This window comes from Denitromonas iodatirespirans (genome assembly GCF_018524365.1).
Classification (GTDB): domain Bacteria; phylum Pseudomonadota; class Gammaproteobacteria; order Burkholderiales; family Rhodocyclaceae; genus Nitrogeniibacter; species Nitrogeniibacter iodatirespirans.
Genome location: NZ_JAEKFT010000003.1, coordinates 249,469 through 270,771 on the forward strand (window position 1 = coordinate 249,469; position 21,303 = coordinate 270,771).

General features: G+C 64.5%; 24 protein-coding genes. 9 read left to right on the plus strand and 15 right to left on the minus strand.

Features of this window, described 5'->3' with window-relative positions; translation table 11 throughout:
- Positions 1-11: 11 nt before the first annotated feature.
- Complete coding sequence (locus I8J34_RS04150) at positions 12-875, minus strand: hypothetical protein (RefSeq protein WP_214360107.1); 864 nt, start codon at positions 873-875, stop codon at positions 12-14.
- Positions 876-992: 117 nt separating this feature from the next.
- Positions 993-1,286 carry a 4a-hydroxytetrahydrobiopterin dehydratase gene (locus I8J34_RS04155; protein WP_214360108.1) on the minus strand — a complete coding sequence of 98 codons (294 nt, stop codon included), beginning with the start codon at positions 1,284-1,286 and terminating at the stop codon, positions 993-995.
- 208 nt (positions 1,287-1,494) lie between these two features.
- On the opposite strand from I8J34_RS04155, the gene I8J34_RS04160 reads away from it, so the two are divergent.
- The gene (locus I8J34_RS04160; protein ID WP_255553110.1) at positions 1,495-2,691 is read left to right on the plus strand and encodes a BaiN/RdsA family NAD(P)/FAD-dependent oxidoreductase; all 1,197 of its coding nucleotides are present in this window, start codon (positions 1,495-1,497) and stop codon (positions 2,689-2,691) included.
- 6 nt (positions 2,692-2,697) lie between these two features.
- Here I8J34_RS04160 and I8J34_RS04165 read toward each other — a convergent pair whose 3' ends face one another.
- Positions 2,698-3,021: a DUF3301 domain-containing protein gene (locus I8J34_RS04165; RefSeq protein WP_313798322.1), complete on the minus strand. Its 324-nt coding sequence runs from the start codon at positions 3,019-3,021 to the stop codon at positions 2,698-2,700.
- A gap of 72 nt (positions 3,022-3,093) precedes the next feature.
- On the opposite strand from I8J34_RS04165, the gene I8J34_RS04170 reads away from it, so the two are divergent.
- Positions 3,094-3,615, plus strand: a complete 522-nt coding sequence (locus I8J34_RS04170; RefSeq protein WP_214360109.1) for a glycine cleavage system transcriptional repressor — start codon at positions 3,094-3,096, stop codon at positions 3,613-3,615.
- A 24-nt stretch (positions 3,616-3,639) separates the two neighbouring features.
- Here the strand turns inward: I8J34_RS04170 and I8J34_RS04175 are convergent, their stop codons facing one another.
- Positions 3,640-4,005, minus strand: coding sequence for a nucleotide pyrophosphohydrolase (locus I8J34_RS04175; RefSeq protein ID WP_214360110.1), 366 nt, complete (start codon positions 4,003-4,005; stop codon positions 3,640-3,642).
- Positions 4,006-4,015: 10 nt separating this feature from the next.
- Positions 4,016-4,867 (minus strand): 23S rRNA (adenine(2030)-N(6))-methyltransferase RlmJ, encoded by an 852-nt coding sequence (locus I8J34_RS04180; RefSeq protein ID WP_214360111.1) that lies wholly within the window; start codon positions 4,865-4,867, stop codon positions 4,016-4,018.
- 201 nt (positions 4,868-5,068) lie between these two features.
- Between I8J34_RS04180 and I8J34_RS04185 the strand changes: the two genes are divergently transcribed.
- Entirely contained in the window at positions 5,069-5,626 is a 558-nt protein-coding gene (locus tag I8J34_RS04185) for a gamma carbonic anhydrase family protein (RefSeq protein ID WP_214360112.1), read from the plus strand.
- A gap of 118 nt (positions 5,627-5,744) precedes the next feature.
- Here the strand turns inward: I8J34_RS04185 and I8J34_RS04190 are convergent, their stop codons facing one another.
- A complete protein-coding gene (locus I8J34_RS04190; protein ID WP_214360113.1) occupies positions 5,745-6,626 on the minus strand; it encodes a DMT family transporter in 882 nt (293 codons plus the stop codon).
- Positions 6,627-6,781: 155 nt separating this feature from the next.
- Between I8J34_RS04190 and I8J34_RS04195 the strand changes: the two genes are divergently transcribed.
- Genes I8J34_RS04195 through I8J34_RS04215 form a run of 5 tightly spaced genes read left to right on the plus strand, consistent with a single transcriptional unit; the run spans position 6,782 to position 9,269 of the window.
- Entirely contained in the window at positions 6,782-7,474 is a 693-nt protein-coding gene (locus I8J34_RS04195) for an SIMPL domain-containing protein (RefSeq protein WP_214360114.1), read from the plus strand.
- A gap of 20 nt (positions 7,475-7,494) precedes the next feature.
- Positions 7,495-7,812, plus strand: a complete 318-nt coding sequence (locus tag I8J34_RS04200) for a hypothetical protein (protein ID WP_214360115.1) — start codon at positions 7,495-7,497, stop codon at positions 7,810-7,812.
- Positions 7,809-8,246, plus strand: coding sequence for a D-aminoacyl-tRNA deacylase (gene dtd, locus I8J34_RS04205; RefSeq protein ID WP_214360116.1), 438 nt, complete (start codon positions 7,809-7,811; stop codon positions 8,244-8,246). Before I8J34_RS04200 ends, dtd begins: the two co-directional genes overlap by 4 nt.
- A 45-nt stretch (positions 8,247-8,291) precedes the next feature.
- On the plus strand, positions 8,292-8,813 hold the full coding sequence (locus tag I8J34_RS04210) for a C40 family peptidase (RefSeq protein WP_214360117.1): 522 nt from the start codon (positions 8,292-8,294) through the stop codon (positions 8,811-8,813).
- A gap of 24 nt (positions 8,814-8,837) precedes the next feature.
- Positions 8,838-9,269: a CBS domain-containing protein gene (locus tag I8J34_RS04215; protein ID WP_214360118.1), complete on the plus strand. Its 432-nt coding sequence runs from the start codon at positions 8,838-8,840 to the stop codon at positions 9,267-9,269.
- 12 nt (positions 9,270-9,281) lie between these two features.
- Here the strand turns inward: I8J34_RS04215 and ftsB are convergent, their stop codons facing one another.
- The 7 genes from ftsB to I8J34_RS04250 all read right to left on the minus strand — a co-directional run bounded on the left by ftsB (position 9,282) and on the right by I8J34_RS04250 (position 16,554).
- A complete protein-coding gene (gene ftsB, locus I8J34_RS04220; protein WP_214360119.1) occupies positions 9,282-9,557 on the minus strand; it encodes a cell division protein FtsB in 276 nt (91 codons plus the stop codon).
- An 85-nt stretch (positions 9,558-9,642) separates the two neighbouring features.
- Entirely contained in the window at positions 9,643-10,932 is a 1,290-nt protein-coding gene (gene eno / locus I8J34_RS04225; protein ID WP_214360120.1) for a phosphopyruvate hydratase, read from the minus strand.
- Between the two features lie 48 nt (positions 10,933-10,980).
- Positions 10,981-11,817, minus strand: a complete 837-nt coding sequence (gene kdsA, locus I8J34_RS04230) for a 3-deoxy-8-phosphooctulonate synthase (protein WP_214360121.1) — start codon at positions 11,815-11,817, stop codon at positions 10,981-10,983.
- Positions 11,804-13,459 (minus strand): CTP synthase, encoded by a 1,656-nt coding sequence (gene pyrG / locus I8J34_RS04235; protein WP_214360122.1) that lies wholly within the window; start codon positions 13,457-13,459, stop codon positions 11,804-11,806. The genes kdsA and pyrG overlap by 14 nt, the downstream gene beginning before the upstream one ends.
- A 120-nt stretch (positions 13,460-13,579) precedes the next feature.
- Positions 13,580-14,134, minus strand: a complete 555-nt coding sequence (locus tag I8J34_RS04240; RefSeq protein ID WP_214360123.1) for an isochorismatase family protein — start codon at positions 14,132-14,134, stop codon at positions 13,580-13,582.
- Positions 14,131-16,101, minus strand: a complete 1,971-nt coding sequence (locus tag I8J34_RS04245; protein WP_214360124.1) for an acetoacetate--CoA ligase — start codon at positions 16,099-16,101, stop codon at positions 14,131-14,133. Before I8J34_RS04245 ends, I8J34_RS04240 begins: the two co-directional genes overlap by 4 nt.
- A 42-nt stretch (positions 16,102-16,143) precedes the next feature.
- The gene (locus I8J34_RS04250) at positions 16,144-16,554 is read right to left on the minus strand and encodes an acyl-CoA thioesterase (RefSeq protein ID WP_214360125.1); all 411 of its coding nucleotides are present in this window, start codon (positions 16,552-16,554) and stop codon (positions 16,144-16,146) included.
- A 156-nt stretch (positions 16,555-16,710) separates the two neighbouring features.
- Between I8J34_RS04250 and I8J34_RS04255 the strand changes: the two genes are divergently transcribed.
- Positions 16,711-18,348 (plus strand): electron transfer flavoprotein-ubiquinone oxidoreductase, encoded by a 1,638-nt coding sequence (locus I8J34_RS04255; RefSeq protein WP_214360126.1) that lies wholly within the window; start codon positions 16,711-16,713, stop codon positions 18,346-18,348.
- Positions 18,349-18,416: 68 nt separating this feature from the next.
- Here I8J34_RS04255 and I8J34_RS04260 read toward each other — a convergent pair whose 3' ends face one another.
- Positions 18,417-21,032: a TRAP transporter permease gene (locus tag I8J34_RS04260; protein WP_214360127.1), complete on the minus strand. Its 2,616-nt coding sequence runs from the start codon at positions 21,030-21,032 to the stop codon at positions 18,417-18,419.
- A gap of 147 nt (positions 21,033-21,179) precedes the next feature.
- A partial coding sequence (locus I8J34_RS24600) for a TAXI family TRAP transporter solute-binding subunit (RefSeq protein WP_313798337.1) occupies positions 21,180-21,303 on the minus strand: 124 nt, incomplete at its 5' end.

Here is a 21,303-nt window from a genome sequence, read left to right on the forward strand (position 1 = left end):
GTTTTTTCTTTCTAGGCCTCGACGCCTTCCTGCAGGCTCCTGGCCAGCTCGGCGTCGAGATGTGCAATCGCATCCTTGGGCTGGCAGTTGGCGGCGGCCGCGATATTGCGCTCGATCGCAGCGTTGCGCCGGCTGCGCCGGTTCAATGCCAGGGCATTGGCGTAGGCGATGCGGATGCTGGGCGATTCGGGGTCGAGCACGATGGCCCGCTCGAAATGCCGCAACCCCAGCGTCCGGCTCGCCCCGTGGGTCAGTCGGCCAACGACGCTGCCGACCTTGTCCACCACTTCGATATGGTAGGCACCGAGTGCCGCATGCGCGGCCGCATGCTCGGGTTCGAGTGCCACAGCGATCATCAGGCTCTGGCGCACCTTGCCGCCGAGCCCTCGGCCGAGCGCCTTGACCACGGAAATCTGGTGGCTGTAGCGGGCCAGCGCCAGGGCATGGGTGTACCAGACGTTGGCCCAGCCCGGTTCGATCTGGCTGAGCTGCTCGCAGGCGGTCGCCGCTTCGCACAACAGCGTCAGCACGCGCTCCGGATCGCTTTCCAGATGCATGGCATAGGCAATGGCTGCACGGCCGGCAACCACCGCGCCAATCGGGCCGATCGCACGGCCGGTGGTCATGGCGGCACAGAAATCGCCGGCATGGTAGTCGCGCCAGGCGGACTGGAGGAGCTCTGCCAGGGAATTGGGATCGGCGTCATGCGACAAGGCAGGGCCGCAGCGCTCGAGCTGGTCCGCCACGCGCCGGGCGTCTGGAAAGACCTCGCGATCACTGCCATGCAGCACCGGCCAGTGCGTTTCGAGCGCCGAACCGGTGTAGCGATACACGCGGTCCCCGTAAGGAAACGCGCGCCATTCGATCTGCTTCATCTGTTCTCCCTGACGGCCGCTCCTGTCGGTCTTTTTATGGTCGGAGCCCAGCTGTGGTGGTGCCGTCTGCGCCCGTCAGCTTACCACCGCAAGAACAGTCGATCATGGCGCAGCGCATCATGCGCCAAGTTCGTTGATGAAGCGTGCCAGCACCATGTCCTTCTCGGACAGGCCGCCGACATCATGCGTGCTCAGGGTGATGTCGACGCGGTTGTAGACGTTCGACCACTCGGGATGATGATCGAGCCGCTCGGCCATCAGCGCGATCCGGCTCATGAAGCCGAAAGCGGCGTTGAAATCGCGAAACCGGAAGCTGCGGGAAATAGCGGTGCTGTCATCGTTCAGCTGCCAGCCATCGAGCCCGGCCAGATTCTGTGCCAATACGTTGTCCGTCAAGCGCTTGCTATTCATAGGGCCTCCTCATTGCACCGACCGTCCGGCCGGATGGGATGATGGCGGCGCCGCGCAGATGCCGCCACCGATGCTGCTATTAAGGCATGGGCATCGATGCGGGACAAGGCGCTTGCCGCCGAAGGCTTGCCGACGGGAGCACCGCATTGCGTCCGGCCCGCCGCATCGTTAAGCTTCGCCGCTTCGCATTCGACAAGGTGGCCCGGCGGTGAAGCGTAGCTACGACGCGATAGTCATCGGTGCCGGTGCCGCCGGCATGTTGTGCGCTGCCCGGGCGGCGGCGCGCGGGCGGCGGGTGCTGCTCGTCGACCATGCGACATCGCTGGCCGAGAAAATCCGCATCTCCGGCGGCGGCCGCTGCAACTTCACCAACCGCGTGGTTGCCGCGGGCAACTTCCTCTCGCAAAACCCGCATTTTTGCCGTTCGGCCCTGGCACGCTACCGCCCTCAGGATTTCATCGCCCTCGTCGAACGGCATGGCATCCGCTATCACGAGAAAACCTTGGGCCAGCTGTTCTGCGACGACAGCAGCCAGCAGATCATCGACATGCTGGTGCATGAATGCGATGACGGTCAGGTGGACTGGGCCGCCCCGGTGACGATCGAATCGGTCGAGCAGACACCGGCGGCGCGCTTCGTGGTGCACACCGATCACGGGAATTTCGACGCCGCCGCATTGGTGGTTGCCACCGGCGGCCTGTCGATTCCAAAGATCGGCGCCACGGATCTGGGCTACCGGATCGCTCGGCAGTTCGATCTACCGGTCGTGCCGCCCCGCCCTGCCCTGGTCCCCTTGACGCTCGACGCCGAAACGCTCGCCGCGCTGGCGCCGCTGGCCGGTGCGGCCTTCGACGTGGTCGCACGGTGCGCCGACGGCGAGTTCCGCGAACGCGCCCTGATCACCCATCGCGGCCTGTCCGGCCCGGCCATTTTGCAGATCTCCAGCTATTGGCAGCAGGCCTGTGCGGCCGGGCATCCCGAGCCGGTGCGCCTGGATCTGCTGCCCGACCACAACGCCCTGGACTGGCTCGCCGAGCATGCCGACAGCCAGGCCTTGCTCGGCAACCAACTCGGCGAGCTGCTGCCCAAGCGCTTTGCCAAAGCCTGGGCGGACTTGCACGGCTGGCAGACGCCGATGCGCCAGATCGGCAACAAGTTGCGCCAGCAGATCGCCGCGCAGCTGGCCGACTGGTCGCTGGCGCCATCCGGCACCCAGGGCTTTGCCAAGGCGGAGGTCACGCTCGGCGGTGTCGACACCCGCGCGCTTTCCTCCAAGACCATGGCGGCACTCAAGGTGCCCGGTCTGTACTTCATCGGCGAAGTGGTCGATGTGACCGGCCATCTGGGCGGCTACAACTTCCAGTGGGCCTGGTCGTCGGCGGTGGCGGCTGGCGACGCCTTGTAATTTCAGCTACTTCACCGCTTCGAGCACCCCGGCCAACTGGACCAACTCGACTTCGCGCCCGAGCATCACGACCGAGCCCGGGCGGCGGTTGTCGCCGGTATCCGAGAACTCGAAACGATAGACCCGCCGCAGTACCACTTGCCCGTTGGCGTTGCGCGCCAGGCGGGTGCGCTCGGTGGACACCGTCTCGTCGAGGAGCTGGAAGTGCCGCAAGGCGCAGGCCGACCGGGCCGACAGCAGCGCCGCCTCCCGTGCCTTGAGCGAATCCATCCAGTACCAGGCCAGCGCGGCGAGCAGCCCGATCGGCAAGAGGTCCCAGACGGTGATCATGGCCGCCCTCCCGAACACCTAGGCCGGCTTTCGCCTACAATCGAAACATCATGTCGACGGGAGTGTTGCCCCATGCGTAGCCTTGTTCTGACGGCCATTGGCGATGATCGCCCCGGCCTGGTTGAAGCGCTGGCCACCACCATCAGCAATGCTGGCGGCAACTGGCTGGAATCGTCGATGGCGCAGCTGGCCGGCAAGTTTGCCGGCATCCTGCGTGTTGCGGTCGCGGACGACGCTGCCGACGGCCTGATCGCGGCGCTCGAGTCCATGGATGCGCTCAAGGTCACGGTCACCCGTGCCAGCGAGGTGGCCGCACCGGAAACGCTCCGGCGCCTGCATCTGACACTCGTCGGCCAGGACCGTGTGGGCATTGTGCGTGAAGTGTCGCAGGTGCTCGCCCGCCATGCGGTGAATGTCGAAGAACTCAACACGCTCATTTCCAGCGCGCCGATGTCGGGCGAGACGCTCTTCCATGCCCGGGCCAGCCTGCAAGGCGGCCACGACCTGGATGCGGCGGCGCTCAAGGCGGCGCTCGAGGCCTTGTCCAACGATCTGATCGTCGACATCACGCTCGACGAAGTGGTGGAGATCTGACGGCCTGGCCGGGCATGGGGGCACTCACAGCCGCGTGTATTTGTCGGCCCGGCCATGCGCTTTCTCGGCCGGGTAGCGGGCTTCGTTGATCGCCAGCTTGCGCCGTGCCGCATCGGCCAGGTCGATATCCAGCACATCGGCCAGGCGCACCAGGTAGAGCAGTACGTCGGCCAGCTCGAGCGCGACCTCGGCGCAATCGGGATCGGGCAACCGGGCCGATTCTTCAGCGGTACGCCACTGGAAGTGCTCCACCACTTCGGCCGCTTCGCCGATCAGCGCCATGGCCAGGTTCTTCGGGGTATGGAACTGCCCCCAGTCTCGGGCCTCGGCGAAGTCGCGCAGCGCATCGCGCAAGGCGAGCAGTTCAGTGTGGTCGGCCGCTGGTGTCATGCCCTGCCCCTCAAACGCTATGGCTGTCGAGATGGTAGTCCGCCGGGCCATCGCCGGCCAATTGCTGGCACAGCCAGGGCAGCGCTTCGGCAAGCTGTTCGGCGAGCAGCCAGGGCGGGTTGAGGACGAACATGCCGCTGCCGGTCATGCCCAGGCCGTCCTCGGCGGGCAGGCTCACTGACAGCGTGGCATGCAGCCAGCCGCGGGCCGCCTCACCCAACTTGAGCAGGCGCTTGGGCAAGCGACGCGATTCCGGCCGGGCGAGGATCGGATACCACACCAGATAGCACCCGGTGGGAAAACGCTTGAGCGCGTCTTCGAGCGTGGCGATCAGGGTATCGTAGTCCTGCTTCACCTCGTAGGGCGGGTCGATCAATACCACGGCGCGCCGCGGCGGGGGCGGCAACAAGGCCTTGAGCGAGGAGAAACCGTCGGCCTTGCTCACCTGTGCGCGACGGCCAGCATGGGCAAAATGCTTGCTGAGGGCGTCGAAATCGGTCGGATGCAGTTCGAACAGGCGCAGGCGATCGTCGTCGCGCAGCAAGCGCTGGGCGATCTCCGGCGACCCCGGATACACCGCCGGTGCCCCGCTCCTGGCGGTGCAGCCCACCGCTTCCAGGTAGCGCTGGATCGACTTCGGCCGCGGCCGGACGCCGGCGATGCGCGCCACACCGGTCTCGAACTCGCGCGTGCGGGCGGCCGGGCCTTGGTCGAGGCGGTAACTGCCCGGACCTGCATGGGTGTCGATGTACCAGTACGGCGCCGGTTTCTGGTTGAAATAATCCAGCGTCAGCGCCAAGGTCAGGTGCTTGAGGACGTCGGCATGATTGCCGGCATGGTAGGCATGGCGGTAACTGAGCATTGGCGCGCGATTCGCTGTTTCGGGTGAGCCGGCATGCTATCACCGCGGCGGGTCCGGCGCCTGGCGCTGCGGGCTAAAAGCCGGGATTTCAACGGATTTTTCGGTTTGCACCGCAACATAGGGTTGATATGATTGCCGTTTTCGCGGCCGCAACACGCTGGCCGACAGGCGCGCAGACGCTCGGGCAGAGAGGACAAGACAATGGCGATTTACGCGCTCGACCAGCGCACCCCGGTCCTGGGGGCAGGCAGCTGGGTCGCTGACAACGCAACGGTGCTGGGGCGGGTGATTCTCGGTCGCAACGTGAGCATCTGGTACAACGCGGTGCTGCGGGGCGACAACGACCCGATCACCATCGGCGACAATTCGAATGTGCAGGACGGCTCCGTGCTGCACACCGACGACGGTGTTCCGCTGACCATCGGCGCCAATGTCACCATCGGCCACATGGTGATGCTCCATGGCTGCGAGATCGGCGACGGTTCGCTGATCGGCATCAACGCCGTCGTGCTCAACGGCGCGAAAATCGGCCGCGGCTGTTTGATCGGCGCCAATGCGCTGATCCCCGAGGGGCGCGAAATTCCGGACCACTCGCTGGTCGTCGGCTCGCCGGGGCGGATCATCCGCACCCTCACCGATGAAGAAGTCGCCGGCCTCATCGACAGCGCCGAAAACTATGTGCGCCACCTCTCCGAGCACGCCGAAGGCCTGCGTCGCATCGATACGCCGTCCGATACCGGCTATGTCGCCAAGGGTTAACTTAGGTCAAACCGTCGGGATGCGATCCCGCCTAGAGTGCAGGTGTTGGATGTTCCAGTGGCATCCACACCTCCTCCAGGAAATGTCTCTTTAACGCGCAGCGAGTCTGCGCGTTTTTTTATGTGGCAGGGCGTACGGCGGACGATTGGCCGTAGCGGGCCAGCACGATGACCGCAAGCAGGATGAGCGTGCCGCCGGCAGCCTGCACGGTGGTGATGTGCTCGCCCAGCACGATTGCGGCGAGGATCGTCGTCACCACCGGCTCCAGCGTCGACAGCGTCGCCGCATCCGCTGCGCCAAGGCGCTGAATGCCGATGAACAGGCACACCATGGCAATGACGGTCGAGACGCCGGCAATGGCCAGCACCGCGCTCCAGCCGGCTAGGCTGTGCGGCAAAGCCGGCCCCTCGACCGCCGCCACCATGCCGAGGACCACCGCCGCGGCCGCCATCACCACCGTGCTGGCTGCAACCGGGTCCTCCTGGCGCATGACCCGGTTGGCGGTCAGCAGGTAGGCCGAATAGATCGCGGCGGCCGCCAAGCCGAGCGCGATACCCGTCGGCTGGCCCGACACATCCGCGCCGATCACCAACGCGCTGCCGAGCAAGGCCACCAGTACCGTGATGATGCGGATGCGCGTCAATGCCTGACCGAACAGCACCGCGCTCAGCAAGGTGACGATGAACGGATGCAGGTAGAGCAACAGCGCCACCAGCGCCGCCGACGCGAATTCGAGCGCCGAAAAGAAGCAGAACGACTGGCTCACATAGCCGATGCCGCCCATCGCCGCGAGCAGCCAGAAGTTGAGCCCACGCGGCCAGGCCCGGCGTTGCAGCGTGACGATGCCGATCATCGCTGCGGCGGCAATCGAAAAGCGCAGCAGCAGCAAGGTGGTGACATCGACGCCGTCCTGATAGGCGTACTTGGCGAGGATCGCCATGGCACCGAAGCAGCTGGCCGACAGGGCGACATACAGCGCTCCGGACTGGTGGGGCGACATGCGGAACTTCCTGAGCGATGACAAGCCGAGCATCATCCCGCGCGGGTGGCAAGCGCGTCAATCGCCTGCCAGCGTCACAATCGATTACACCGCTGCCCTGCCCCTGGCGGCGCGCTTCCGGTATAAGGTGGCATCCCCAACAGACGATGCTGCCCATGTCACGACGCCAAACTTGGATTCGCGCCACGATGGCCTTGCTCGCCATCGTCGCCCTCAACGCGCGGGCTGCCGATGCCCTGCCCACCGTTGACCTGTCCGCCGAAGGATCGGTGACCGCCGCCAACGATCTGGCGCGTGCCGACGCCTACTTCGAAGCCAGCGCCGACGACCCGGCCACGGTCGCCCGCCAGGTGAATCGAGCCATCGCCTCGGCACTGGACGTGGCCAAGCGCGTCGAAGGTGTCTCGGTCAAGACCACCGGCACCTCCACCTGGCCGATCTACGCCAAGGGCAGCCGCACCGTTTCCGGCTGGCGGATGCGTAGCAACCTGCAGCTCGAAAGCACCGATATCGCCGCCCTGTCGCGCTTGATCGCCGAGTTGCAATCGACCTTGGCCATCGGCAACCTGCAGTTGATGCCCGCCGAGCAGACCCTGCGCGCCGCCAACGACGCCGCCATCCGCGAAGCGCTCCAGGCCTTCGAAGCGCGCGCCAAGCTGGTGGCCGACGCATTGGGCCGCGGTCACCGCCTCAAGGCCATGAGCATCAACACCCAGGGCGGGCCGGCGCCCGTCTTCCGCGGGCGGATGATGGCCGAGATGTCGGCCGCAGCTGCGCCCGCCCCCATCGAAGCCGGTGACAGCACGATCGTTGTGCACGTCAACGGCACCATCGAACTGATCGACTGAATCTCTCCTGCCCTCACCCGATGCCACGAATCACGCTTGTTCTTGCCGCCGTCCTGACCCTTGGCTCCACCGCCGCCGGCATCGCCGGCTATGCCGACCTCGCCGATGCCGAGCACCGGGCTCACTATGTGTGCACCGACGGCGAACGCTTCTCGGTGGTCGTCCATGACGACCATGTGCGCCTGCGCTCCGGCGATGGTGTGTTCACCCTGCGCCAGAGTGCCGAGGGGCGCTTCCAGGATCCCGACACCGCCTTGCAGCTCGACCGTGACCATGGCCTCCTGGCCCGGGAGGGCGAATCGCCCAAGACCTGCCGGCGCGCAGGCGAAGCGGTGTGATCGCCCTCATTCAGCGGGTCACGCAGGCCCGGGTGGAGGTGGCCGGTGAATGTGTGGGCCGGATTGATGCCGGCCTCTTGGCGCTGATTGCCGTCGAGCCCGCCGATACGCTACGCAACGCGCAGCGCATGGTCGAGCGGCTGCTCGGCTACCGTGTGTTTCAGGACGCCGACGACCGGATGAACCTGTCGCTGCGCGACGTGGCCGGCGGCCTGTTGCTGGTGCCGCAATTCACCCTCGCCGCCGACACCCGCAAGGGCACCCGGCCGGGCTTCAGCACCGCGGCGCCGCCTGAACAGGCCGAAGCGCTGTTCAACGTGGTACTGGCCGACGCCCGGCGACAGCACGGCGTGGTCGAAAGCGGCCGCTTCGGCGCCGAAATGTATGTCAGCCTGACCAACCACGGACCGGTCACCTTTCGTCTGGACGCTTGAGGCGGCTTGCTCTAAGCTGGTGCCACCCGATTGCCCGGAGATGGCATGAATCGTCCGGTTCTGCTGGCTACCTTCACCCTGACCGCCGTGCTGAGCGCGTGCTCCACCGTCACGGCACCTCCGCCCTCGGCCGGCACATCCACGGCACCACGCTCGACCCCCTTCGTTGAACTGCCCCGCCCTGGCGACGGCGAGCAGATCGTCATGTTCGCCTATGGTTTGCTCGGGACCGGTTATCGCTTCGGTGGTCGCAACCCGGAGGCCGGGCTCGACTGCAGCGGCATGGTCAGCTACGTGGTCGAACAGGTCACCGGCATTCGCCTGCCGCACAATGCAGCTCAGATCGCGCAGCAGACGCGGGCCATCGACAGTGACGCACTCAAGCCCGGCGATCTGGTCTTCTTCAACACCATGAAGCGCCCCTACTCCCACATGGGCATCTACCTGGGCGACGGCAAGTTCATCCATGCCCCGAGTAGCAAGGGCGTGGTTCGTGTCGAGCGCATGGACAACCGCTATTTCGCGCAACGCTTCGATGGTGCGCGCACGCTGCTTTCGGACGGATAACACCACGCAAAAGAGGAGATAGCCATGTCACAACGCTGCATTCGGGACGTCATTGCTGGCGGGCAACTGGTGACCGCATCCAAGGAGACCACGGTCGTCGACGCGGCTCGGGCCATGACCAAGGCGCATGTCGGCGCCATTCTGGTCGTCGAGGGTGGCGCCTTGGCCGGCATCTTCACCGAGCGGGACGCGCTTCAGCGTGTGCTGGCCAAAGGGGTCGATCCGGCGGTCACGCCCTTGTCGCAAGTGATGACGGCCAAACCGGTGACGGTCGGCCCCGACCTGCCGCTGGGTCATGCCCTGCACCTGATGTACGAAGGCGGATTCCGGCATGTGCCGGTGGTCGACCAGGGAAAGCCGGTGGGCATGGTGTCGGCCCGCGACGCGCTGGGCGACGAGCAGAGCAACTTCGAGCGCGAGCTGCTGCTGCGCGAAGACATCAACCAGATTCTTTGAGCCGGGACGGGCTCAGCGCTTCTGCGGGACCTGAACGAAGATCTCGTCCGGTTTGGTCAAGCCGAGCTCGAAGCGTGCCCGCTCCTCGATGGCCTCGGTGCCGGTCTTGAGATCGCGGATTTCCGCATCCAGACCGGCATTGCGCTGTTCGAGCTTGCGATTGAGCGCCTGCTGCTCGACCAGTTGGCGTTCGGCCTCCCAAGCACGAAACCACCCGCCTTTGCCGAACCACAGGGGGTATTGCAGTGCCAACACCAGCAGGAGCAACAACAAGACGGGCCAGCGCATGAGTTGAGTGGGGCCGGTCGCATGACCGGCCCGATCCATCCTGAATTACCGCTGGCGCAGCCAGTGGCGGGATGGCGTCACCGGTTTAGCGGCGGCGCAGATTGTAGAACGCGGACAGGCCCGGATAGCTGGCCGTATCGCCCAGATCCTCTTCGATCCGCAGCAGCTGGTTGTACTTCGAGATACGGTCCGAACGCGACAGCGAACCGGTCTTGATCTGCATGGCGTTGAGGCCCACGGCGATGTCGGCGATGGTGCTGTCTTCGGTCTCGCCCGAACGGTGCGAGATCACCGAGGTGTAGCCGGCGCGCTTGGCCATTTCGACCGCGGCGAAGGTTTCGGACAGCGTGCCGATCTGGTTGATCTTGATGAGGATCGAGTTGCCCACGCCCTCTTCGATACCGCGCGCCAGGATCTTGGTGTTGGTGACGAAGCAATCGTCGCCCACCAGCTGCACTTTCTTGCCCAGGCGCTCGGTCAGAAGTTTCCAGCCGGCCCAGTCGTTCTCGGACATGCCGTCTTCGATCGAGACGATCGGGAAGCGGTCGACCAGCGTTGCCAGGTAATCGGTGAAGCCCTCGGAGGTGAGGGTCAGGCCCTCGCCGGCGAGCACGTACTGGCCGTCCTTGTAGAACTCGCTGGCGGCGCAGTCGAGGGCCAGCAACACATCGGTGCCCGGCTCGTAGCCGGCCGCGGAAATGGCTTCCTGGATCAGGTTCAGCGCGTCTTCGGTGCCCGCCACGTTGGGCGCGAAACCGCCTTCGTCACCGACCGTGGTGGGGTAGCCGCGCTTGTCGGTGATCTTCTTCAGATGATGGAAGATCTCGGCGCCACAGCGCAGCGCTTCGCGGAAACTGCCCATGGACACCGGCATGATCATGCATTCCTGGATGTCCAGCGAGTTGTTGGCATGGGCGCCGCCGTTGATGACGTTCATCATCGGCACCGGCAGCGCCATCGGGCCCGAGCCGCCAAAATAGCGGTACAGCGGCAGACCGGCCTCTTCGGCGGCGGCCTTGGCCACGGCCATCGACACCGCCAGCGTGGCGTTGGCGCCGAGGCGGGATTTGTTTTCGGTACCGTCGAGTTCGATCAGGGTGCGGTCGATGAAGGCCTGCTCTTCGGCGTCGAGGCCGATCAGCGCTTCGGAGATTTCGGTATTGACGTTTTCCACCGCCTGCAGCACGCCCTTGCCGAGGTAGCGGCGAGCGTCGCCGTCACGCAACTCGATGGCTTCGCGCTCGCCGGTCGAGGCGCCCGAGGGCACCGCGGCGCGGCCCATGATGCCCGATTCGAGCAGCACATCGGCTTCGACAGTGGGGTTGCCGCGCGAATCCAGCACCTCGCGGGCGATGATGTCAACAATCGCACTCATAACAGTCCTCTCAAGCTTCGGATTTCTAGGTCAATGGATGTTCTTGGGTCAGGCTTGCTCAAGGAGGCCGGCCTGCTTCACCAGCGCATCGATGTCGCGCAGGGTGGCAAGCAGGGCTTTCATCTTGGGCAGCGGCCAGGCATTCGGGCCGTCTGACATGGCGGTCTCGGGTGTCGGGTGGGTTTCCATGAACAGGCCGGCAATGCCGGTCGCCACCGCCGCGCGTGCCAGCACCGGCACGAACTCGCGCTGACCGCCAGACACGGTACCCTGCCCGCCCGGCAACTGCACCGAGTGGGTCGCGTCATATACCACCGGGCAACCGGTTTCGCGCATGATCGCCAGCGAGCGCATGTCGGACACCAGGTTGTTGTAACCGAACGAGGCGCCGCGCTCGCACACCATGATGGTGTCCGCTCCGCCATTGGCGGCCTTGGCCTTGTCGACGACGTTCTTCATGTCGCCTGGGGCGAGAAACTGACCCTTCTTGATGTTCACCGGCTTGCCGCAGCAGGCCACGGCTTCGATGAAGTCGGTCTGGCGGCACAGGAAGGCCGGCGTCTGCAGCACGTCGACCACCTTGGCCACCTCGGCGATCTCATCGATGGCGTGCACATCGGTCAGCACCGGCACGCCGACTGTCTCGCGCACCTCGGCGAGAATCTCCAGCCCTTTGGCCATGCCGGGGCCACGGAAGGATTTGCCCGAGCTGCGGTTGGCCTTGTCGAAGGACGATTTGTAGATGAACGGGATGCCGAGTTCGCCGCAGATCGCCTTGAGCTCGGTGGCCGTCTCCAGCGCCAGCTCGCGCGACTCGATGACGCAGGGGCCGGCGATGAGGAAGAATGGCCGGTCGATGCCGACATCGAAGTCACACAGCTTCATCGACTTTCTCCTTTTCCTTCAGCCCATTGGCCGTGATCGCCGCTTTGACGAAGGCGGTGAACAGCGGGTGGCCGTGGCGCGGATTGGAGGTGAATTCGGGGTGGAACTGGCAGCCGACGAACCACGGATGGTCCGGCAGCTCGATCATCTCGCACAGGTCGGTGGCGGGCGCACGGCCCGAAACCTTGAGGCCGGCTTTCTCGAGCTTGCTCAGCAGCGTGTTGTTGACCTCGTAGCGATGGCGATGGCGCTCCATCACGTCGGCACGGCCATACACTTCGCGGGCCAGCGTGCCTTCGGCCAGGTGGCAGACCTGACCGCCCAGGCGCATGGTGCCGCCCAGGTCGGAGGCGTTGTCGCGCCGCTCCATCTGGCCGCTGCGGTCGAGCCACTCGGTGATCAGGCCGATCACCGGGTGCTTGGTCTTGTCGTCGAATTCGGTGCTGTGCGCGTCCGCCATGCCTGCGACATGACGGGCATACTCGACCACCGCCAGCTGCATGCCGAGGCAGATGCCCAGGTATGGCACCTTGTTCTCGCGCGCATAGCGGATGGCCATGATCTTGCCCTCGGTGCCGCGCTTGCCGAAACCGCCCGGCACCAGGATGGCATCCATGCGGCTCAGCACGCCGAGGCCCTCGGTCTCGATCACTTCGGAATCAAGATAGTGGATGTTGACCTTGCTGCGGGTGTGCAGGCCGGCGTGGTTGATCGCTTCGATGAGCGATTTGTACGACTCGGTGAGGTCCACATACTTGCCGACGAAGGCGATGTCGACCGTGCGCTCGGGGTTTTCGAGGGCGAAGATCAAGCGCTCCCACACCGACAGATCGGCCGCGCGGGCCAGGATGCCGAGTTTGTGGCAGACGATCTCGTCGAGCATCTGGTCATGCAGCAGGCCGGGGATCTTGTAGATCGAACTGGCGTCGAGCGCCTCGATCACCGCTTCGGGCATGACGTTGCAGAACAGCGCGATCTTGCGGCGCTCGTCGGCCGGGATCGAGCGGTCGGCGCGGCACAGCAGGATGTCGGGCTGGATGCCGATCTCGCGCAGCTCCTTGACGGAGTGCTGGGTCGGCTTGGTTTTCAGCTCGCCGGCGGTCGGGATGTAGGGCAGCAGCGTGAGATGGATGAAGCAGGTGCCGTTCCGGCCCTCTTCGATGCCCATCTGGCGGATCGCCTCGAGGAAGGGCAGCGACTCGATATCGCCCACCGTGCCGCCGACTTCGACGATGGCCACGTCGGCGCCTTCGGCACCGCGTTTGATGAAAGTCTTGATCTCGTCGGTGATGTGCGGAATCACCTGCACCGTCTTGCCCAGGTACTCGCCGCGGCGCTCTTTTTTGAGCACCGACTCGTAGATCTGGCCAGTGGTGAAGTTGTTGCGCTTGGACATCTTGGCGCTGGTGAAGCGCTCGTAGTGGCCAAGATCAAGATCGGTTTCGGCCCCGTCTTCGGTCACGAACACTTCGCCGTGTTGAAACGGACTCATGGTGCCGGGATCGACGTTGATGTAGGGGTCGAGCTTGAGGTGGGTAACCTTGATTGAGCGGGACTCAAGGATGGCGCCCAGCGAGGCGGCTGCGATGCCCTTGCCCAGCGAGGAAACGACACCGCCCGTAACGAAGACGTACTTTGTCATGGAAATAGCGACTGCGGGAAAGCGCAATGATAGCCGAAAAGGCGGCGTGCTCAAACCACACGCTGCGTCCTTTTTTGGCCTTTCCGCCTGCCGCGGGACGGGCCGACGAACCGGTTCCGCTCAGCGGATGAAGTTGCGGCTGATCGTCCGGAAAACGTCGGTACCGGCGCGCTCCAGCCACTCGAAGGCGACCATCTCGCGCGACACGATCTGGATGCCGTGTGCGCGCATGCGGTCGAGTGCCAGCCGCTTGTCGCGCGGCTGACGCGAGCCGACGCCCTCCTCCACCACGAACACCGATTTGCCACTGGCCGCGAGCTCCAGCACCGTCTGCAGCACGCACACATGGGCTTCGCCGCCGCACACTACCACCTGTGGCCGCTCGGTCACGGCGGTGTCGGCCAGGCGCGACTCGGCAAGACTCGAAAAGCAGATCTTCTCCACCCGCTGCGCACCGTCGGCCTCGGCCAGTATCGGCGCGGCGGTCGGGCCGAGGCCGCGCGGATACTGCTCGGTGATGACCGTCGGCACGCCGAGCTGACGCGCGATCCGCATCAGCCAAAGCGTGTGCTCGATGATCGAGGCGCCCTGGTCGACCACCGGCAACAGGCGCTCCTGCAGGTCGATGACCAGCAAGGTCGAGGTGGTGGCGCGAACGCAGGGCGACGGGGTCATTGTTCGAGTTCCTTGCGATTGCGATAGAAGTCCAGGGCATCCGGATTGGCCAGCGCCTCGACATTTTTCACCGGACGTCCATGGACCACGTTGCGCACTGCCAGCTCGACGATCTTGCCGCTGCGCGTGCGCGGGATGTCATCGACCGCCACCACCTTGGCCGGCACATGGCGCGGCGTGGTGTTGGCGCGGATGGTCTGCTTGATCTTCTGGATCAGCGCGTCATCGAGCACCACGCCGTCGCGCAGCTTGACGAAGAGCACCACGCGCACGTCCTTGTCCCAGTCCTGGCCGATCACCAGCGATTCGAGGATCTCGTCGAGTTTTTCGACCTGGCGGTAGATCTCGGCCGTGCCGATGCGCACGCCGCCCGGATTGAGCGTGGCGTCCGAGCGCCCGTGGATGATCAGGCCGCCGTGCTCGGTGATCTCGCAGAAATCGCCATGGCACCAAATGTTGTCGAAGCGCTCGAAATAGGCCGCGTGGTACTTGGCATTGTCCGGGTCGTTCCAGAAGCCGATCGGCATTGCCGGGAAGGGCTTGGTGCATACCAGCTCGCCCTTCTCACCGCGCACGGGCTTGCCGTCGTCGTCGAACACCTCGATGGCCATGCCCAGGCCCTTGCACTGGATCTCGCCGCGCCACACCGGCAGCACCGGGTTGCCCAGCACGAAGCACGAGAGGATGTCGGTGCCGCCGGAAATCGATGACAGGCACACGTCCTTCTTGATCGCTTCGTACACGTAATCGAAGCCTTCGGGTACCAAGGGGCTGCCGGTGGACATGATGGCGCGCACGGTGTCGAGCTTGTGGGTCTGGTTGGGCCGGCGGCCGAGCTTGGCGAGGTGGTCGATGAACTTGGCCGAGGTGCCGAAATGGGTCATGCCCTCGGCGTCGGCGTAGTCGAACAGAATGTCGCCTTCGTCAACGAAAGGCGAGCCGTCGAACAGCAGCAACGTGGCGCCCACCGCCAGGCCGGAGACCAGCCAGTTCCACATCATCCAGCCGCAGGTGGTGAAGTAGAACACCCGATCGCCCGGCTTGACGTCGGTGTGCAGGCGGTGCTCCTTGATGTGCTGCAGCAGCGCGCCGCCGGCGCAATGGACGATGCACTTGGGCACGCCGGTAGTGCCCGACGAATACATGATGTACAGCGGATGATCGAAGGGCAGTTGGGCGAACTCGATCTCGGTAACCTGCTGATGCGGCTTGAGGAACTCGCCCCAGCTGCGCGCATGGGCGATGCCGGTCAGTACCGGCTCGGCCTTGAGGTATGGCACCACCACCACCCGCTTGAGCGACGGCAGCCCCGCCACGACGGCAGCCACCTTGTCATGGCAGTCGACCGCCTTGCCGTTGTAATAGTAGCCATCGACGGTGATCAGCACCTTGGGCTCGGTCTGGCCGAAGCGGTCGAGCACACCCTGCTCGCCGAAATCCGGCGAGGCGGAGGTGAAGATGGCGCCGATGCTCGACGTGGCCAGCATGGCCACGACGGTCTGCGGCATGTTCGGCATATAGGCCGCCACGCGGTCGCCCGGCCCGATACCCATCTCGCGCAGCGCCGCGGCGAAATGCGCCACTTCGCGATACAGCTCGGCCCAGGTCAAGCGCTGCTTGACCTTGTCTTCACCCCAGAATACCAGTGCCTCGTCGCCATCGCGGCGGCGCAGGAGGTTCTGCGCAAAATTGAGCGTCGCTTCGGGGAACCAGCGCGCGCCCGGCATGCGGTCGCCGTGTTCGAGCACCGTTTTGCCCGGATCGCCGACGACTTCTCCGAAGTGCCAGATCGAAGTCCAGAACTGTTCGGGCTGGTCCACCGACCAGGCATGCAGGCTGTCATAGTCGGACAGTGCCAGCCCCCAGCGCGCATTGGCATGCTCTCGGAACGCCGTCATCTGGCTGCCGACGAGCCGCTCGGGACTCGGCGTCCACAAGGGTTGATCAAGATTGCGCGCGTCGCTCATGGCTGTCTCTCCTGTGTTTATATTTAATTTGTTAGATTGTAGTTAATTTTCAACCCGCTTTCGTAGCGCCTCAGGCAAGGGCACCGATTTTCCGCTCGCGTGGTTCATCCACACAACCTTGGCGCTGCCCTCCGCGTAGATCCGGTCATCGCCTTCCACGCCGATCTCATACCAGTTCATCACACTGCTCCGACCCGGCGCGCCCGCGTAAGCCCGAACGATCACGGTGGCCGGATAGGTCACCGGAATCAGGAAGGTGCACGCGGCGTTGATGATGACCGGCCCCTCGTCCTCGTCGATCGACACCATGTAGCCGCCCTGTTCCAGCCATTCCACCCGCGCCTGTTCGCAGTAGCGGAAGTAGATGGTGTTGTTCACATGTGCATAGGCATCCATGTCGCCCCAACGGACGGGGATTCGCGTGGTGTGCAGCAATACGCGTCGTTCTGTCATGAAGCGTCTCCGGAAGGTACTCTTCTCATTTGATCGATGTATGGAGTAACATACGGCAGCGTATGTTTCCTGTACAGGGATTCTGCTGGAAATCCGCGCCGATGCCTACCGCCTCGGCATGAATCACACAATGACGCACCGCATAAGGAGAACGCAATGGAACGTGAATCCATGGAGTTCGACATTCTCGTCGTCGGCGGCGGGCCGGCCGGTTTGTCGGCTGCCATCCGCCTCAAGCAACTGGCCGCCGAGGCGGGAAGAGACGTGTCCGTCTGCCTGATCGAAAAGGCTGCTGAAATCGGTGCCCATATTCTGTCCGGTGCTGTGCTCGATCCCCGGGCCCTGAACGAGCTGCTGCCCGACTGGAAAGCCCAGGGCGCGCCAATCACCACCGAAGTGACCGAAGATCGCTTCATGATGCTCAGCGAGTCGGGCGCCCGCAAGCTGCCCAATGCCTTGCTGCCGGACTGTTTCCTCAACCACGGCAACTACATCGTGCGCCTGGGCAATGTCGTCAAATGGCTCGGCGAGCAGGCCGAGGCGCTTGGCGTCGAGGTGTATCCGGGCTTTGCCGGTGCCGACGTCCTGTATGACGACGATGGTGCGGTCAAAGGCGTGGTGACCGGCGACATGGGCGTGGGCCGCGACGGCGAACCGGGCCCCAACTACCAGCCGGGCATGGAACTGCATGCCAAGTACACCTTCTTCGCCGAGGGCGCACGCGGCCATCTGGGCAAGACGCTTGAAGCGCGCTTCAAGCTGCGCGAGCACAGCGATCCGCAGACCTATGGCATCGGCATCAAGGAGCTGTGGGAGATCGATCCGGCCAAGCACCAGCCGGGACTGGTGGTGCACACCGCCGGCTGGCCGCTGGATTCGGCCACCTATGGTGGCTCGTTCATGTACCACCTGGAAGACAATCTGGTGGCCATCGGCTTTGTCGTCGGCCTGAACTACAGCAACCCCTACCTCTCTCCCTACGAGGAGTTCCAGCGCTACAAGCTGCATCCGAACGTGCGCGGCTTCCTCGAGGGCGGCAAGCGCCTCTCCTACGGCGCCCGGGCGATCGCGGCCGGCGGCCTGCAGTCGCTGCCCGAGCTGGTGTTCCCCGGCGGCGCCCTGATCGGTTGCGACGCCGGCTTCCTCAATGCGGCACGCATCAAGGGCACGCACAGCGCGATCAAGTCCGGCATGCTGGCCGCCGAGGCGGCTTTCGAGGCGCTCTCCAACGAGCGCCAGCGCGACGTCCTGAGCGCTTACCCCGATGCCTTCCGCGACAGCTGGTTGCATCAGGAATTGCGCAAGACACGCAACTTCAAGGCCTACATGAGCAAGGGACTGTGGATGGGCTCCTTGCTGTTCGGCATCGACCAACGCCTGTTTGGCGGCAAGACGCCGTGGACGCTGCACAACACGGCCGACCACGGCAAGCTCAAGCCCGCCGCCGAGTGCACGCCCATCGAGTATCCGAAGCCCGATGGCGTACTGACCTTCGATCGCCTGTCCTCGGTGTTCCTATCGAACACCAACCACGAGGAAGAACAGCCCTGCCACCTGCAGCTGAAGAATCCGGCGGTGGCGATCGAGACCAACCTGGCGATCTACGACGCGCCCGAGCAGCGCTACTGTCCGGCCGGGGTGTATGAGATCGTCCGCGAGGGCGATACGCCCCGTCTGCAGATCAACGCGCAGAACTGCGTGCACTGCAAGACCTGCGACATCAAGGACCCGACCCAGAACATCAACTGGGTGACGCCGCAAGGTGGCGAAGGGCCGATCTATCAGGGCATGTAAGAAGCCAGGCATGGCAGTAAAAAAGGGCGCCCCAGTGGGCGCCCTTTTTACATCGCGACAGCCCGACGTCAGGCTGGCGCCACACCGGTATGCGGGTCGACGAGCTTCGCACGACGGCGCTGGATCAAGATGATCAGGCCAAGCACGATGAACGCCGGCAGGAAGATCCATTCCTTGGCGGGACGTTCGTTCGGGATTTCGACGGACGTGATATTGAACCCCTGCTCGATTCCCAGCCGCTCGGCCTGAGAGCCGAAATCGACGCCGATCACCTGGATGTTCTCGCCCAGGGCCATCACTTTCACCCCGGCCGCCGCCAGCCGTGCCTTGGCGTCTTCCGCCTTCGGCCCGAGCGGCAGCAAGACCCCTTTCTTGACCTCGTTGCCATCGATGTTCAGCCCTTCGATGAAGATCCGCAGCCGATCGTTGTCCGGCACGTTGTTCACCGCCTCGATGGCCTCGTTGCCGTGCAGGGCCTGGTACGGCGGGAACATCTCGTCCATGAAGAAGCCCGGACGGAACAGGATGAAGGTCAGCACCATCAACACCGCCGACTCCCAGTACTTGCAGCGGGTCATGAACCAGCCTTGGGTGGCTGCGGCAAAGATCAGGCTGGCCACCGTGGCGCTGAACAGCGTCAGGACAAGATGGAGCGGCCCCTCGATGTCGATCAGCAGCAACTGGGTGTTGAAGATGAACATGAAGGGCAGCACAGCGGTGCGGATCGAGTAAGTGAAGGCGGTGATACCGGTCCGGATCGGATCGGTCAGCGCGATACCCGCCGCCGCATAGGAGGCCAGGCCGACCGGAGGGGTGACGTCGGCCATCAGGCCGAAATAGAACACGAACAGATGCACCGCGATGAGTGGCACCAGCAGGCCGTTCTGGGCGCCCACCTCGACGATCACCGGCGCCATCAAGGTGGACACGATGATGTAGTTCGCCGTGGTTGGCAGGCCCATGCCGAGAATCAGGCAGATGAAGGCCACCAGGAACAACATGATCACGATATTGCCGCCCGACAGCGTCTCGACCAGTTCGGTCATTACCAGGCCGACGCCGGTCAGCGTCACGGTGCCGACGATGATGCCGGCCGCCGCGGTGGCGATGCCGATGCCGATCATGTTGCGTGCGCCGGTCACCAGGCCGTCGAGCAGATCCTGCATGCCGCGACGGAATTCCACGCCCGGACTGCTCTGCTGCCGGAAGTAGGCCGTGATCGGCCGCTGCGTGACCAGGATGAAGCACAGGAACACCGTCGCCCAGAAGGCCGACAAGGCCGGCGAGAGTTGCTCGACCATCAGGTTCCAGATCAGCGCGACCACCGGCAGCAGATAGTGCAAGCCGGACTTCAGCGTCGGCCCCACATCCGGCAGGCTCTCGATCGGGTCGTTCGGATCGTCCATGTGCAGCTCGGGATAGTGCGCGGCCAGTTTGAGCAGCGCGATATACGCGATGGCCATCAGGATCGAGATGATGACGATCGATCCGCCCGGGGCAACCGCCTTGATCCACCCAAGGCCCCAATAGACGATCCCCGCCAGAATGATCAGTCCCGAAACGGTCATGACGAAATTGGTCAGACTTTGCTGCCAGGGCTTGGGATTCTCGCGCGGAATCCCTTGCAGGTTCGCCTTCATCGCCTCGAGGTGCACGATGTAGAACAGCGCGATGTATGAAATCAGCGCCGGCACGATGGCGTGCTTGAGCACCTGCACATAGGGGATGCCGACATACTCGACCATCAGGAAGGCCGCCGCGCCCATCACCGGCGGCATGATCTGGCCATTGACCGACCCCGCTACCTCGACCGCAGCAGCCTTGTCGGCCCGGTAACCGATGCGCTTCATCAGCGGGATGGTGAAGGTGCCGGTCGTCACCACGTTGGCGATCGACGAGCCGGAGATGACCCCGGTCGCCGCCGAGGCCACCACCGCGGCCTTGGCCGGTCCGCCGCGCAGATGGCCGAGCAGGCCGACCGCGCTCTTGATGAAGTAGTTGCCCGCCCCTGCCGTCTCCAGCAAGGCGCCGAACAGCACGAACAAGAAGATGAAGCCCGACGACACGCCGAGCGCCACGCCGAACACGCCCTCGGTGGTCAGCCACAGGTGGCTCATGCCCTTGGCCAGCGATGCCCCCTTGTGGGCGATCATGTCTGGCATGTGGGGGCCGGCGAAAATATAGGTGATGAAGACGATGGCCAGAATCACCATCGGCAGGCCCAGTGCCCGCCGGGCCGCTTCGAGCAGCAGCACCATGCCGGCGACCGCGACGATCAGATCGACGTCGGTCGGGCTGCCCGGCCGCTCGGCCAGCTGCGCGTAGAAGAGGAACAGATAGGCAGCGCAGAAGGCGCCGACGCCCGCCAGCACCCAATCCACGGCGGGTATGTATTCGCGCGGCGAGCGCTTGAAGGCCGGATAGGCCATGAAGGCCAGGAACACCGAGAAGGCCAAGTGGATCGCCCGGGATTCGGTGTCGTTGAACACGAAGATGCCGAAGGTGAAGGGCAGCGGCGAAGCAATCCAAATCTGGAACAGCGACCACGCCAGCGCGATCAACATCATGGCCTTGGCGACCATGCCGACGGGCTTGCGGCCGCCGGTATCGGCTTCGGCAACGATCTGCTTGAGTTCTTCTTCGCTAAGCTGATGATGCTCTTTCGATTTTTTGACGCCAGCCATGAGCTTTTCTCCGTATGTTTTTTTGCGGTTGATCGGCTAAGCGCGAGCCCTTGTCGCACAAACGTTCGACTGAGTATACCGGCAGCTTGGGCCCGCTGCGGCGTCAATCATGCAGGCCGGCCTTGCACCGGCCTGCATCGGGATTGCTTACATCCAGCCCTTTTCCTTGTAGTACTTCACCGCGCCCTCATGCAGCGGGGCCGACAGACCGTTCTTGATCATGTCTTCCTGCTTGAGGTTGGCGAAGGCCGGGTGCAGCTTCTTGAAGTCG

Coding starts and splice junctions, on each gene's coding strand:
- I8J34_RS04150 (WP_214360107.1), bottom strand. CDS start 875: ATGAAGCAGATCGAATGGCGCGCGTTTCCTTACGGGGACCGCGTGTAT.
- I8J34_RS04155 (WP_214360108.1), bottom strand. CDS start 1,286: ATGAATAGCAAGCGCTTGACGGACAACGTATTGGCACAGAATCTGGCC.
- I8J34_RS04165 (WP_313798322.1), bottom strand. CDS start 3,021: ATGATCACCGTCTGGGACCTCTTGCCGATCGGGCTGCTCGCCGCGCTG.
- I8J34_RS04170 (WP_214360109.1), top strand. CDS start 3,094: ATGCGTAGCCTTGTTCTGACGGCCATTGGCGATGATCGCCCCGGCCTG.
- I8J34_RS04175 (WP_214360110.1), bottom strand. CDS start 4,005: ATGACACCAGCGGCCGACCACACTGAACTGCTCGCCTTGCGCGATGCG.
- I8J34_RS04180 (WP_214360111.1), bottom strand. CDS start 4,867: ATGCTCAGTTACCGCCATGCCTACCATGCCGGCAATCATGCCGACGTC.
- I8J34_RS04185 (WP_214360112.1), top strand. CDS start 5,069: ATGGCGATTTACGCGCTCGACCAGCGCACCCCGGTCCTGGGGGCAGGC.
- I8J34_RS04190 (WP_214360113.1), bottom strand. CDS start 6,626: ATGTCGCCCCACCAGTCCGGAGCGCTGTATGTCGCCCTGTCGGCCAGC.
- I8J34_RS04195 (WP_214360114.1), top strand. CDS start 6,782: ATGTCACGACGCCAAACTTGGATTCGCGCCACGATGGCCTTGCTCGCC.
- I8J34_RS04200 (WP_214360115.1), top strand. CDS start 7,495: ATGCCACGAATCACGCTTGTTCTTGCCGCCGTCCTGACCCTTGGCTCC.
- I8J34_RS04210 (WP_214360117.1), top strand. CDS start 8,292: ATGAATCGTCCGGTTCTGCTGGCTACCTTCACCCTGACCGCCGTGCTG.
- I8J34_RS04215 (WP_214360118.1), top strand. CDS start 8,838: ATGTCACAACGCTGCATTCGGGACGTCATTGCTGGCGGGCAACTGGTG.
- ftsB (WP_214360119.1), bottom strand. CDS start 9,557: ATGCGCTGGCCCGTCTTGTTGTTGCTCCTGCTGGTGTTGGCACTGCAA.
- eno (WP_214360120.1), bottom strand. CDS start 10,932: ATGAGTGCGATTGTTGACATCATCGCCCGCGAGGTGCTGGATTCGCGC.
- kdsA (WP_214360121.1), bottom strand. CDS start 11,817: ATGAAGCTGTGTGACTTCGATGTCGGCATCGACCGGCCATTCTTCCTC.
- pyrG (WP_214360122.1), bottom strand. CDS start 13,459: ATGACAAAGTACGTCTTCGTTACGGGCGGTGTCGTTTCCTCGCTGGGC.
- I8J34_RS04240 (WP_214360123.1), bottom strand. CDS start 14,134: ATGACCCCGTCGCCCTGCGTTCGCGCCACCACCTCGACCTTGCTGGTC.
- I8J34_RS04245 (WP_214360124.1), bottom strand. CDS start 16,101: ATGAGCGACGCGCGCAATCTTGATCAACCCTTGTGGACGCCGAGTCCC.
- I8J34_RS04250 (WP_214360125.1), bottom strand. CDS start 16,554: ATGACAGAACGACGCGTATTGCTGCACACCACGCGAATCCCCGTCCGT.
- I8J34_RS04255 (WP_214360126.1), top strand. CDS start 16,711: ATGGAACGTGAATCCATGGAGTTCGACATTCTCGTCGTCGGCGGCGGG.
- I8J34_RS04260 (WP_214360127.1), bottom strand. CDS start 21,032: ATGGCTGGCGTCAAAAAATCGAAAGAGCATCATCAGCTTAGCGAAGAA.